We start from the raw sequence: 11619 nt of genomic DNA on the forward strand, positions 1-11619 counted from the left end.
ACCGTGATGAATGCACCGCTACCCGCGCCGATCAAGGCCGTGATCTTCGACATGGACGGCCTGCTGCTCGACACCGAAGGCATCTACACCGAAGTCACCCAGCTGATTGCCGACCGCTACGGCCGCACGTTTGACTGGAGCATGAAGCAGAACACCATCGGCCTGGGGGCTTATGAACTGGCCAGCTATATCGTGCAGGCCGTGGGCTTGCCGATGAGCCCCGAGACGTTCTTGCAGGAACGCACACCATTGATGAATGCGCGGTTTCCCCAGGCGGCGGCCATGGCCGGGGCCCAGGCGCTGGTGCGGCATTTGTCGGCCCACGGTGTGCCGATTGCGGTGGGTACCAGTTCGTCGCGGCACTATTTCGAACTGAAAACCACCTTGCACCGCGACTGGTTCTGCTTGTTCGATGCCATCGTCACCGCCGATGACCCTCAGGTAGGCGCTGCCAAGCCGGCGCCGGACATCTTCCTGGTGGCCGCCCAGCGACTGGGAGTGACGCCCTCTGAATGCCTGGTGTTCGAGGATTCCCCATTCGGTATCACTGCGGCCAAGGCGGCCGGCATGTACGCCGTGGCCATCCCGGACCCGGCGATGCCGCAGGAGAAGTTCCTGCATGCGGATGGAAGACTGCTGAGCCTGGAGGCGTTTGACCTCGCGCGATGGGGGTTGCCAGCCTACCGCTGACTCGACGTCCGGTAGGCTGCCTCGTCGTCAGCGGGTGTATGGTAGACCGGGCAAACACCTGGATTATCTCTGGAGAGAGAGGTGACTATGAGCACTCCCATGCTGAACAAGCTGCATCTCAACGGTTATGACATCGTGCAGGTCAACAGCGGCCCGTGGCGCGTCTGTACCAAGGCTGATCGCCTGGCATCCTTCGGTTCCCGTGAGCAGGCGCTGGCGTATGCCGCTGCGCTGCCGGGGTACAAGGCCAGGTCGAGGCCGGTGGCCAATGATGCTTGAACCTCAAAAGCCTCGGTCAATCCGGGGCTTTTTATTGGGTCTCGCTTGAGCAATACATAAACGGTGGCGAGGGAACTTGCTCCCGCTGGAGTGCGAAGCGCTCCCAGGATTTTGGGGCCGCTACGCAACCCAACGGGAGCAAGCTCCCTCGCCACACAGAGGATATGGTGGGATGATTCGCAGCTGATCAGCCCGTAGGAACCTGTCATGTCCCTGGCAACCTTATTTCTGTTCGTCATGATGAGCGCCGCGATTATCGCGATACCTGGCCCGACGGTTTTGCTGGCCCTGCAAAACGGTTCGCGCCACGGTTTGCGGGCGGCGTTCTGGGGCATGGCCGGAGCGGTGTTGGCGGACGCGTTGCTGGTAACGGCGGTGGCGTGTGGCCTGGGATTGCTGCTCGCGGCCAGCGAAGGGCTGTTTCAGGTGCTGAAATGGATCGGTTCGGCGTACCTCATCTGGATCGGCTGGCAGATGTTGCGATCACCCCAGGCGGCGTTGCCATCGGTGGGCGAAGGTGAGGACGGCGGCACCCGCTCGGCGAGTATTTTCACCCGCAGTTTCCTGGTGGCGATTTCCAATCCCAAGGCGTTGTTGTTCATGTCGGCATTCCTGCCGCAATTCGTCGACAGCACCCAGGCGCAACTGCCGCAGTACGCGTGCCTGTTGCTGGCGCTGTGCGTGCTCAATGTCAGCATCATGATGTTCTACGCGGTATGCGGGGCACGCTTGCTCAGTCGCCTGCGGCCCGCACATTTGCAGCATTTCAATCGCGGGGCGGGTGGGTTGTTGATGACGATGGGCGTGCTGTTGGCCGCTTACCGTCGTGCCCCGGCTGCGTAACTTAAACGAATGGCTGGCCGTGGAACCCGCGTGGCAGGCGCTGACGGCCTGGCAGGTCGGTCAGGCGCTGGGTCCAGGCGCTGCGCCAGTCACCGGCGGCATGGGCGGTTTTGGACTTGCGTGCGGCACGCCGAGCGGCGTTGCGTTGGGTGCGACGGGTTTCCTTGAAGACTTCGGTGTTACGGCAGGTACGGCACTTGACCCGATTCAGCTCGGTGCTGGAAGGGAGGTTGTTGCCGTGATGACCGCAGGCAAGATGCCCGGCGACCTTGAAGTGAATGACCATGTAAGCGTCTCCTTCTTGGGGGATGCGTCGCATCGGTAATCTGCTGATGCGCGCGGGCAGGGCGGGGCAGCCATTGGCTGATGTTCACCGCTCTGTCTTTTATGACAGTTCGCTGCTCCATGCGTTCGTTTGAGGGTATTGCGCCTCCGTCGACACCCGTAGCGCCTGCTGGTAATGCAACGGCGAGCGGCCGATCTCACGTTTGAAGGCATGGCTGAATGCGCTCTGGGAGTTGTAGCCCAGCGAGAGCGCGAGCTCGATCAACGAGCGTTTGCCCTCAGCCAGCGCCCGCGCTGCCAGACGCATGCGCCACTGGGTGAGGTAGGCCATCGGCGAGACCCCGGCGACGTCCTTGAAGTAGGCCGCAAAGCTGGCTCGCGACATTGCACACGCCTTGGCCAGTACCTCCAACGGCCTGGTTTCGCCCGGCTCGCCATGGATAAGGCGCAGCGCCGGCGCCAGGCGTTTGTCGGTCATGGCGCGCAGCCAACTGCCGGACAGCGGCGGTGCGGTTTCGAAATGCAAACGCAGAATTTCGATGAACATCAGGTGCGCCAGTTGCGATGAGGCCACTGCTGCACCCGGACGATCATGCTCCCGTTCACGCACCAGTTGATTGAGCAACCAATGCAGTGTTTCGAGCGCATGGGTCCTGGCATTCAAATGGATGAAGGGCGCCAGTGCTGCACGTAGCAGGTGTTCGGAGTCAGGGCTGAGTTCCACCTTGCCGCCAATCATGAAGAACTCATCCCCATCGCCGTGATACGCCAGGGCACCCACTCGCTTGTCGAGGATCTGTTGCAAATCCACCGGTGTTGCACTCAGGTCGCTGGCCATGACATGGGGCCTTTCGGCCGACAGTAGAAACACATCGCCTTCGTTTACCGCAATGGGCGTGCTTTCGCCTTTGATCTTCAGCCAGCACGTCCCTCGCAACACGCCCCAGAACTTCAATTGGGTAGCCGGTGGAAAGGCGATCGCCCAGCGTCCGCCCGCCACCAGGCCGCCGGACATCACGGAGCGGGCTTGCATGAAGGTGAGCAACTCGGAAAATGGATCAGTCATGATTTAGACGATTGCTTATAAAAATTGGAGTCTAGCGCATTCATCGTCTAGGTCGGATGGATATGCTGGGGTCTCCAACGTCACTACAGAGGGTTTGATCATGACATCACGCACTTGGTTGATCACCGGAGCCAACAGTGGCTTTGGACGCGAGATGACCGAGCAATTATTGGCACGGGGGGAGCGCGTTGCGGGCACGGTCCGGGATTTGGCGAGCATGGCGGACCTGCGAGCGCTTCATGGCGAAAGGCTGTGGCTGGCCGAGTTGGATCTGACTGATACCCCGGCGATTCGCCGGGTGGTCGATCAGGCATTCAAGGCGCTGGGGTCCATTGAGGTGGTGGTCAGTAACGCAGGCTACGGCCTTTTCGGCGCCGCAGAAGAGATGACCGATCAGCAGATCGAGCATCAATTGGGTACCAACCTGCTGGGTTCCATTCAATTGTTGCGCGCCGCGCTGCCCCACCTCAGGGCCCAGGGTGGCGGGCGGATCCTGCAACTGTCCACCATGGGCGGGCAGGCCGTTTTCCCGGGTGGTTCGCTGTACCATGCGAGCAAGTGGGGAATTGAAGGCTTTGTCGACGCCTTGGGCGAGGAAGTGGCTTGTTTCAACATCGGCTGCACCCTCATCGAACCCGGTAGCGCCCGCACCGGTTTTCGCTATCGCAGCGCGCAACTGGCGCCACGCCTGGAAGACTACGACCGTTCTCCTTCCAGCCACGCACGGCGGATGATCGAAGGCGGCACGACGGTGTCGTCGGGTGACCCGGCCAAGATGGTTGCGATCATGCTTGCCAGCGTCGACCAGCACCCTGCGCCCAAGCGCATTGCCTTGGGGCCAGACGCCTACACCGTGATGCACAAGCAGCTCAGCGACCGTCTGGCAGCACTGGAAGCGCAAAAGGACCTGGCATTTTCGACGGACTTCTTTGTGCCGTAACGAAACCGGCATCGCTGTTCGCGACGCACCCGCTCGTTTATCCTCCGGTCACACACACAATGTGACTGGAGTGGAAGATGAGCAATCAAGAGTCCCAGGAAGGCGGCTGCCGTTGTGACCGGGTGCGTTTTACCGTGACCGAAAAACCATTGATCACCATGGCGTGCCACTGCACCGGGTGCCAGAAGATGTCATCCAGCGCGTTCTCGCTGAGCGCGCTGATCCCCAGCCACGGATTCACCATCACCCAGGGCAACCCGGTGATCGGCGGGTTGCATGGCGTAGACCGCCACTACTGCTGCCCCCATTGCATGAGTTGGATGTTTTCCCGCCCCAATGGCGTGGAAGATCTGATCAACCTGCGTCCCACCATGCTGGATGACGCCAGCGGTTATGTGCCATTCATTGAAACCTGGACCAGTGAAAAGCTGCCGTGGGCGACTACCCCGGCACAGCACAGCTTTGCGCAGCTCCCGGAGAGGGAGAGTTTCCCCGCGCTGATACAGGCGTACGCCGAGTACAGCGGCGGTTGAACTAGTCCATCAGTGCCAGCAGGTCGGTGTCGCCCACGTCGCGCCCGGCCTGGGTCAGCAGCGTTGTCACCTGGCCCCGGTGGTGGGTCTGGTGATTGAAGAAGTGTACGAGCAGTGCATGAAAATTCTTGTTCATGGGCGTGCCCGCCATGTTGTGGTACTGCAGGGGCTGATCCAGGTCCGGCTCACTGATCGACTGCACCCAGTCGATGATGAGCTGGTCGAGCCAGGCGCGGTGGGCCGACAGTTCACGGATATCGGCGAAGGCCAGTTGATTCAGGCGTGGCGGCAACCCCAACGCGTCTAACGGTACCAGCGCGGCAAAGCCTGCTGGATGCTCGGCGAAACGCTTGAGCCAGACGCGATCACCCAGGGCGAGGTGGTTCAGCGTGCCAAGGATCGACCCGAAGAACGCGCCACGGTCGGCAATCAAGTCTTCGTCGCTCAGGCCGCCGGCCGCTTCATACACCTTGCGGTTCATCCACTGGTTATAGGTCGCCATCAAGGCAATCTGCTCGGTACGGGTCACGTGAGGTTCCTCGATGGGGGGCGCGTCGCCATGATAATGCGAGCCTGCCGGGCGGTCATGGTGTTCTCGCGCAGCGCAGCTATTGTTGTTGATCTGGAACTCTGCGCCCTGGGAGGGTGACACCATGAATACCGGCGATCTACTGGAACAATTGCTGCGGGCGGGCCAGGCCTCGTCCAGCCAGCAGGGCGGCGCTGCACCCGGGTCTCAGGGCGGGCTCGGTGGTTTGGGCGGCTTGCTTGGCGGTTTGCTGGGCGGCAGCGCTGCTTCGGCTTCCGGCGGTGGCGGCCTTGGTGGCTTGCTCGGTGGCCTGGGCGGCATGCTCGGCGGAACCCGTGCGGCGCCTCAGGGGCGCACCGGCGGCACCAACTACGCGGCGCTGGCGTCGTTGGGGATGATGGCGTTCCAGGCGTATCAGGCCTGGCAGCGGCAACAGGCGTCGGCGCCGCAGCAGGCGTTGCAGACGGTTGACCAGTTGTCTGGCGCGCAGGTCGAAGAACACAGCCACGCCGTGCTGCGTGCATTGATCGCGGCAGCCAAGGCGGATGGCGAGATTGATGAGCGGGAGCAACAGATGATCTCGGCCGAGATCGGCAAGCACACCGATGATCCGCAATTGCAGGCGTGGCTGGATGCCGAGGTGGCCAAACCGTTGAATGCGGCGGATTTTGCCGAGTTTGCCGGCGACCCGGCGGTGGCGTCGGAGGTGTACCTGGTCAGTGTGCTGCTGGTGGATGACCAGCGGGACGCGGAGCGCAATTATCTGGATGAGCTGGCGGCGCAGTTGAAGATTGATCCTGCGTTGCAGGTGCATCTGGAGCAGCAGGCCAAGGGGCAGGTTTAAATCGCTATTACGGTCATACCAAGCCTGTGGCGAGGGAGCTTGCTGTGGCGAGGGAGCTTGCTCCCGCTGGGCTGCGTAGCGGCCCCGGAAATTTTGGGAGCGCTTCGCACTCCAGCGGGAGCAAGCTCCCTCGCCACTGGGATCATCGTCTGCGGGTTAGAACCGCAGTGTGGCCCCCGTCGTGAGCCATTGATGCTGATCCCCGATCAAACTGCGTCCTACCACCAGGTCCACGTCCACATTCTTGCCGATATGCATCCTCGGCCCGGCTTGCCACGCCTGGTCGCCGCCTTGCTGGCCGTAGCGTTCGGCGATCAGTGTCAGTGAGTCCATCAGGCTGTATTCAAACCCGGTGCCCCAGGTCGGCCGATGGGTCTGGTCGCCGTCGTTATAAGCGTGGCTCCAGCCGGCGTTGAAGTTAAGCCGCAGGGCCTCCATGGGCTGCCAGGTAAACGGCACATTCAAGTCCGCGCCATCAAATGAGTGCCGGCGGTTCAGCGCGTAATGCACGCCGGCAGACGCGGCCAGTTCCAGGCCCAGGTCTTCCCGGGCCCACAACTGCGCCTTGAGCTGCGGATTCACTTGGGTTTCGCCGTCGCCATCATGGTTGGCCCGGGACACGGCGGCAGTCCACTGCAACCAAGGAATGGCAGCGGAGGTGCAGGCCGGCGCCAGGGTTTCACTGTGGGTTGAGCCCGCGTGCCGGTTGGCGGTGAACCAGGCGTCGACATTGCATTCGCCCGGGGCGTTGATTGCGCCGTCGTCGACCACGTAGGAGCCGCCTGCCGCATGGGCATTCGACATCAGGCTGAGCACCAGCATGATGCCCGCGGTCACGCCGACGAAAATCAGGTTGCGCCGCACTGCCCGAAGCTTGGAGGCGGGCAGGGGATGGAAGGTAACGTGGGTGGTGCGGTTGCGGTATTTGGCGAAACCGTCAGGGGTGTGTTTCTTGTACATGGTGAACCTCGATCAACAGCCGGTGGCGCGCCCCGACCGGACTTGGCAGGGACGCGCCGTGTTTCAAATAGAAAAAAGTGTGCAACGGGGTACCGCTACAACGGGGTTCTTCGTTCATGCCTGGATACTCCAATAAGGGTTGATTCAGCTGTCTACAGTCAGCACATGGATGCCACTGGCCCTGGCCTGGCTCACCAGTTCCGAGGTGTCGTCGCCACCGGGCAGCGCGATGATCACGTCGGGCCGGCTATCGGTGAGCATGAACTGGTTGCGATGGCGTTCGGCCTGCTTGCCATGGCGTTGCCAGTTGGGTGGGTAACGCACCACATCCACTCCGGTTTCCCGGGCCCAGTCTTCCACGTCGCTGCCCAGGAACTGGCTGCCACCGTGGATCAATACCTGCACCGGGCGCAGGCGGTGGTAGGCGTCCAGCACCTGGCGAGACATTTTTGTATCGGCGTAATGACGACCTGCACAGATCAAGATGCGCATGGTGATCTTTCCTTGTAGTGCGTATTGCCATTTATCGACGCGGGCGCAGCAAGCGGATGCACGTACTGTTTAAGGTGCTGGAAAACCCCAGCATGAAGCGCATTTCCACGGCGCTGAGCACGTTGCGCGCGTACAGCCGTACGCCCAGCACCATCACCGCCTTGGCCGCCTGGGCGAGGCCGTACACCAGCAGCGCGCGAGCAGCGTTGTCGAGGTAGCTCATAAGTGTGTTCATTGTCTGTCTCCGCGTGCACTGGCTATCTACCGATAGCCAGCGCTTTCAGGGGCGGTTGATCAGTACCACTGCTTGAAGCGGCGGATGTAGAGGGTTTTCATCAGTTGTGCCACGCAGCAGTAGGCGACCAGGGTGCCCACCAGCCATGGGAAGTACGCCAGTGGCAGCGGCTCCAGGCCAACCATCGCGCCCAGCGGCGAGAACGGTACGTAGATGCCCAGCCCGATCACGATGCAGGTCATCATCATCACCGGCCATGCGGCGTTGCTCTGGAAGAACGGGATCTTGCGGGTGCGCAGCATGTGCACCACCAGGGTTTGCGAGAGCAGCCCCTCGATGAACCAGCCGGACTGGAACAGGGTCTGCATTTCCACGCTGTTGGCCGAGAACACGTACCACATCAGGGCAAAGGTGGTCATGTCGAAGATCGACGAGGTCGGCCCGATCCAGATCATGAAGCGGCCAATGTTTTTCGCGTCCCACTTGCGTGGCTTGGCCAGGTATTCCTTGTCCATCTTGTCCCACGGCAAGGCCAGCTGGGAGATGTCGTACATCAGGTTTTGCAGCAGCAGGTGGATCGACAGCATTGGCAGGAACGGGATGAATGCACTGGCCACCAGCACCGAGAACACGTTGCCGAAGTTGGAACTGGCGGTCATGTTCAGGTACTTCATGATATTGCCGAAGGTCTCGCGGCCTTTCAGCACGCCTTCTTCCAGCACCATCAGGCTCTTTTCCAGCAGGATGATGTCGGCGGATTCCTTGGCAATGTCCGTCGCGCTGTCCACCGAGATGCCCACGTCGGCATCCCGCAAGGCCGGAGCGTCGTTGATGCCGTCGCCGAGGAAGCCCACGGTGTGGCCGTTGGACTGCAAGGTCTTGAGCACCCGCGACTTCTGCAGCGGCGTCAGCTTGGCGAACACCGTGCGCTCCTCGACCCGCAGCTTGAGGGTGGCGTCGTCCATCGCTTCGATTTCCGTCCCCAGCAACGGTACGCCTGGCTCAAGGCCGACCTGGCGGCAGATCTTGCTGGTGACGATGGCGTTGTCGCCGGTGAGCACTTTGACCGCCACGCCAATTTCGCGCAGGGCAGCGATCGCCGGGCCAGCGGTTTCCTTTGGTGGATCAAGGAAGGTCAGGAAGCCACGGATCACCAGGTTGCGCTCATCGGCCGTGGTGTACTGCTTGCGGGCGAGTGCATGGGGAATGTTGCGGGTGGCCAGCACCAGCACCCGGAAGCCGTCTTCGTTGTAGTCCTGGGCAATCGCCAGCAACTCGTTGCGACGCCGATCATCCAGCTCGACGGCCACGTCGCCTTCCATCACGTGGGTGGAAATGCTCAGCATCTCCTCGACCGCACCCTTGCACACCAGCAGGTGATCGTTTTGCGCGTCCTTGACCACGATCGACAGGCGACGGCGAATAAAGTCGAACGGCAACTCATCCACCTTGCTGTAGGCAAACGGCACCTGGAACTTCGGATTCTGCTCGGAGAACTGTACGACCGCCTGGTCCATCAGGTTCTTCATGCCGCTCTGGTGATGGCTGTTGAGCCAGGCGAGGGTCAGCACCGAATCATCACGGTTGCCAAAGGCGTTGACGTGGTGCTCGAGGATGATCTTGTCCTGGGTCAGGGTGCCGGTCTTGTCGGTGCACAGCACGTCCATCGAACCGAAGTTCTGGATCGCGTTGAGGCGCTTGACCACCACCTTGCGCTTGGCCATGGCGGTTGCACCCTTGGCCAGGTTGGCGCTGACGATCATCGGCAGCATTTCCGGGGTGAGGCCTACCGCCACTGCCAGGGCGAACAGCAACGCGTCGCTCCAGTCACCCTTGGAGAAGCCGTTGAGGAAGAACACGATCGGCGTCATTACCAGCATGAAGCGGATCAACAGCCAGCTGACGCTGTTCACCCCGCGGTCAAATGCGGTTTGCACCCGGGAGCCGACAATCGCCTTGGCCAACGAGCCAAAGTAGGTGCGCGGGCCGGTGGCAACCACCACGGCTTTCGCCCGGCCGCTGACCACGTTGGTGCCCATGAAACAGATGTTCGGCAGGTCCAGCAGGTTGCCCTGGTCGGCCGCCGTGGACGTGGCGGATTTTTGCGTCACATCCCCGAGGGTGTCGTACTTCTCTACCGGCAAGGCTTCGCCGGTCAGCACGGCCTGGCTGATGAACAGGTCACGGGACTCGATCAGGCGGATGTCGGCCGGGATCATGTCGCCGGCAGACAGTTGCACGATATCGCCGGCCACCAGGTCGCGCATCGGCACTTCCCGCAGGGTCGGCTTGGAGCCCACTTGCTCGCGACGCAACACCGTGGCGGTGGTGCGCACCATGGCCTTCAAGGCCTCGGCGGACTTGGCCGAACGATGCTCCTGCCAGAAGCGCAGCAGGCTGCTGAGCATGACCATGGTCATGATAATGATGACCTTGGTCAGGTCGGCTTCTTCACCGGCCTGCAGTGGCAGCCAGTAGTCAGTGAAGAAACTGATGGCGCCGAGGGTCAGCAGCACGTAGATGAACGGGTTGTTCAGGGCCTGGAGGAATTGCACGATGGCGTGAGGCGGCTTGTCGTGGGCCACCTCGTTGTAGCCTTCACGTTGCAGGCGAGCAGAGGCATCCAGTTCGGTCAGGCCATCCTTAGTTGCCCGGACATTGGCGAGGGTTGCCGAGAGGCCGTTCTGGGCTTCGCGGGCGGCACGCATCGACAGCTTGGTGTCGGTATCCGTGCCGTTTTTCTTGTGCAGTTTCGGGTTTTTTACTGCGCTCATTGTGTGTACTCCTGTCGCCAATTTTTCGACAAAACATACCCGGTACTTACCTGATGACAGGCGAGCGAAAGCATGCCGAGTCGCTGACTTCGCGATCGGTTTAAATAAGGTGTTGGGTAACTTTCTATGGGCCCGCTAACAGCGCGTTAGTTAACTAGCGCGCAGCGGGCTACTACTGGCTTCGTCCATAGAGAACTCCAGCTAATCAATTAACGGATAATCAGGAAGTTGCTGTTTCCAGCTGGCTTATGCCGCGCGAGCGTCCACGTAGAGGCTCAGCATCAGGCTCGCTTGCGCGACCAGGCTGGAAACGTCCCGTCTCTGTGGGTCTTGAGGGTCGGCGTGATCCCATTGCTGGACCAGGTGGCCGGTGGTGGGGCAGATACGCCAGTGTGCCCGGGGAGTCGGGCACACGCGGGGGGATGAGGTCACAAAGGTGCTGCGGGTAGGAGAAAAACCTACGGGCTCGCGGCACAATTTGGCACGCAGGGCGTTAGCCAGCGTACGCAGATCAGGTAAAACAATCAGTTGAAAGGTCATAACACACCTCGGGACCGGACTGGCATCCGGTGAGGCAGTTACGTTGGAGCGTCAGGCTCTAGCGCAGCTTACTCGGCCGGAAAGGCGAGTCCCGTCATTTTTTCTGGGTTTGGCGCCCGATTCGCCGCATTCACGGTGATCGGACAACGACTAGATACTGTGTCCATTGGCTTCTTTTGTGAGGTTGAAAAATGGCCCTGAGTTGCAGGCACGGGGAATTTACTCAGGCAGTTGCCGGATGTCAACGTTTAATGACTTAAATTGTTACTGGTTCAGAGTTTGTTCAGATAGAAGGTTGGGGGAAGTTGCAATATCAAGTGTGCTTATTGATAAGTGGCCGGTGTGTGGCGGGCAGGTGAAGTAACAATAGCCGGATAACTTATTGCGGGGTTCCGAAGCCTGCGTTCGGCCAGCGTGGTTTAACGGGGCGCCCAGGATCAACAGCAAGAGCACAGCGGCCTACCGGCCGGCTTGAGTGTTGAAGAGCAAAATCAAAAGCTAAAGCGGGCACGGTCCAAATGTGGGAGCGGGCTTGCTCGCGAAGGTCGTTAACGATGACGTGGGTATTCTGGATGAACGCGGCGCTCTCAGGTTTTTCGCGAGCAAGCC

At 61.0% G+C, this 11619-nt stretch carries 15 protein-coding genes; 6 read left to right on the forward strand and 9 right to left on the reverse strand.

Going from position 1 to position 11619, the window contains the following annotated elements; genetic code table 11:
- The first annotated feature begins 6 nt into the window (after positions 1-6).
- From AC3WKX_RS29650 to AC3WKX_RS29660, 3 genes are all read left to right on the forward strand, one after another.
- Positions 7-690, forward strand: coding sequence for an HAD-IA family hydrolase (locus tag AC3WKX_RS29650; protein ID WP_102606041.1), 684 nt, complete (start codon positions 7-9; stop codon positions 688-690).
- Positions 691-777: 87 nt separating this feature from the next.
- Positions 778-969, forward strand: a complete 192-nt coding sequence (locus AC3WKX_RS29655) for a hypothetical protein (protein ID WP_023658809.1) — start codon at positions 778-780, stop codon at positions 967-969.
- Between the two features lie 207 nt (positions 970-1176).
- Positions 1177-1812 (forward strand): LysE family translocator, encoded by a 636-nt coding sequence (locus tag AC3WKX_RS29660; RefSeq protein WP_102606042.1) that lies wholly within the window; start codon positions 1177-1179, stop codon positions 1810-1812.
- Between the two features lies 1 nt (position 1813).
- Here AC3WKX_RS29660 and AC3WKX_RS29665 read toward each other — a convergent pair whose 3' ends face one another.
- Positions 1814-2098 carry a hypothetical protein gene (locus AC3WKX_RS29665; RefSeq protein ID WP_102606043.1) on the reverse strand — a complete coding sequence of 95 codons (285 nt, stop codon included), beginning with the start codon at positions 2096-2098 and terminating at the stop codon, positions 1814-1816.
- Positions 2099-2197: 99 nt separating this feature from the next.
- Positions 2198-3163 (reverse strand): AraC family transcriptional regulator, encoded by a 966-nt coding sequence (locus tag AC3WKX_RS29670; RefSeq protein ID WP_102368998.1) that lies wholly within the window; start codon positions 3161-3163, stop codon positions 2198-2200.
- Positions 3164-3263: 100 nt separating this feature from the next.
- Here AC3WKX_RS29670 and AC3WKX_RS29675 point away from each other — a divergent pair, with 100 nt between their 5' ends.
- Together AC3WKX_RS29675 and AC3WKX_RS29680 are read left to right on the forward strand one after the other, a co-directional pair.
- Positions 3264-4103 carry an SDR family oxidoreductase gene (locus AC3WKX_RS29675; RefSeq protein WP_032899357.1) on the forward strand — a complete coding sequence of 280 codons (840 nt, stop codon included), beginning with the start codon at positions 3264-3266 and terminating at the stop codon, positions 4101-4103.
- Positions 4104-4180: 77 nt separating this feature from the next.
- Complete coding sequence (locus AC3WKX_RS29680) at positions 4181-4636, forward strand: GFA family protein (protein ID WP_102606044.1); 456 nt, start codon at positions 4181-4183, stop codon at positions 4634-4636.
- Position 4637: 1 nt separating this feature from the next.
- Here AC3WKX_RS29680 and AC3WKX_RS29685 read toward each other — a convergent pair whose 3' ends face one another.
- The gene (locus tag AC3WKX_RS29685; protein ID WP_023658811.1) at positions 4638-5165 is read right to left on the reverse strand and encodes a DinB family protein; all 528 of its coding nucleotides are present in this window, start codon (positions 5163-5165) and stop codon (positions 4638-4640) included.
- A gap of 124 nt (positions 5166-5289) precedes the next feature.
- Between AC3WKX_RS29685 and AC3WKX_RS29690 the strand changes: the two genes are divergently transcribed.
- Complete coding sequence (locus AC3WKX_RS29690) at positions 5290-6009, forward strand: tellurite resistance TerB family protein (protein ID WP_087693913.1); 720 nt, start codon at positions 5290-5292, stop codon at positions 6007-6009.
- Positions 6010-6165: 156 nt separating this feature from the next.
- Here AC3WKX_RS29690 and AC3WKX_RS29695 read toward each other — a convergent pair whose 3' ends face one another.
- The 6 genes from AC3WKX_RS29695 to AC3WKX_RS29720 all read right to left on the reverse strand — a co-directional run.
- Positions 6166-6969: a PA4824 family protein gene (locus AC3WKX_RS29695; RefSeq protein ID WP_102606045.1), complete on the reverse strand. Its 804-nt coding sequence runs from the start codon at positions 6967-6969 to the stop codon at positions 6166-6168.
- 144 nt (positions 6970-7113) lie between these two features.
- Positions 7114-7461: a DUF2493 domain-containing protein gene (locus AC3WKX_RS29700; protein ID WP_102606046.1), complete on the reverse strand. Its 348-nt coding sequence runs from the start codon at positions 7459-7461 to the stop codon at positions 7114-7116.
- A gap of 31 nt (positions 7462-7492) precedes the next feature.
- The gene (locus AC3WKX_RS29705; RefSeq protein WP_256349340.1) at positions 7493-7696 is read right to left on the reverse strand and encodes a hypothetical protein; all 204 of its coding nucleotides are present in this window, start codon (positions 7694-7696) and stop codon (positions 7493-7495) included.
- Between the two features lie 59 nt (positions 7697-7755).
- The gene (mgtA, locus tag AC3WKX_RS29710; protein ID WP_102606048.1) at positions 7756-10470 is read right to left on the reverse strand and encodes a magnesium-translocating P-type ATPase; all 2715 of its coding nucleotides are present in this window, start codon (positions 10468-10470) and stop codon (positions 7756-7758) included.
- Between the two features lie 246 nt (positions 10471-10716).
- Positions 10717-11010: a hypothetical protein gene (locus AC3WKX_RS29715; RefSeq protein ID WP_003219143.1), complete on the reverse strand. Its 294-nt coding sequence runs from the start codon at positions 11008-11010 to the stop codon at positions 10717-10719.
- A gap of 379 nt (positions 11011-11389) precedes the next feature.
- Positions 11390-11619, reverse strand: a 230-nt coding sequence (locus AC3WKX_RS29720; RefSeq protein WP_218275236.1) for a hypothetical protein, incomplete at its 5' end; no start/stop codon positions are given.

The organism is Pseudomonas sp. GP01-A4 (genome assembly GCF_058780865.1).

What these genes read in the sequence shown, in the direction of transcription:
- AC3WKX_RS29715 (WP_003219143.1), bottom strand. Translation starts at nt 11,010, where the DNA reads ATGACCTTTCAACTGATTGTTTTACCTGATCTGCGTACGCTGGCTAAC.
- AC3WKX_RS29665 (WP_102606043.1), bottom strand. Translation starts at nt 2,098, where the DNA reads ATGGTCATTCACTTCAAGGTCGCCGGGCATCTTGCCTGCGGTCATCAC.
- AC3WKX_RS29695 (WP_102606045.1), bottom strand. Translation starts at nt 6,969, where the DNA reads ATGTACAAGAAACACACCCCTGACGGTTTCGCCAAATACCGCAACCGC.
- AC3WKX_RS29690 (WP_087693913.1), top strand. Translation starts at nt 5,290, where the DNA reads ATGAATACCGGCGATCTACTGGAACAATTGCTGCGGGCGGGCCAGGCC.
- AC3WKX_RS29705 (WP_256349340.1), bottom strand. Translation starts at nt 7,696, where the DNA reads ATGAACACACTTATGAGCTACCTCGACAACGCTGCTCGCGCGCTGCTG.
- AC3WKX_RS29700 (WP_102606046.1), bottom strand. Translation starts at nt 7,461, where the DNA reads ATGCGCATCTTGATCTGTGCAGGTCGTCATTACGCCGATACAAAAATG.
- AC3WKX_RS29675 (WP_032899357.1), top strand. Translation starts at nt 3,264, where the DNA reads ATGACATCACGCACTTGGTTGATCACCGGAGCCAACAGTGGCTTTGGA.
- AC3WKX_RS29670 (WP_102368998.1), bottom strand. Translation starts at nt 3,163, where the DNA reads ATGACTGATCCATTTTCCGAGTTGCTCACCTTCATGCAAGCCCGCTCC.
- mgtA (WP_102606048.1), bottom strand. Translation starts at nt 10,470, where the DNA reads ATGAGCGCAGTAAAAAACCCGAAACTGCACAAGAAAAACGGCACGGAT.
- AC3WKX_RS29680 (WP_102606044.1), top strand. Translation starts at nt 4,181, where the DNA reads ATGAGCAATCAAGAGTCCCAGGAAGGCGGCTGCCGTTGTGACCGGGTG.
- AC3WKX_RS29650 (WP_102606041.1), top strand. Translation starts at nt 7, where the DNA reads ATGAATGCACCGCTACCCGCGCCGATCAAGGCCGTGATCTTCGACATG.
- AC3WKX_RS29660 (WP_102606042.1), top strand. Translation starts at nt 1,177, where the DNA reads ATGTCCCTGGCAACCTTATTTCTGTTCGTCATGATGAGCGCCGCGATT.
- AC3WKX_RS29655 (WP_023658809.1), top strand. Translation starts at nt 778, where the DNA reads ATGAGCACTCCCATGCTGAACAAGCTGCATCTCAACGGTTATGACATC.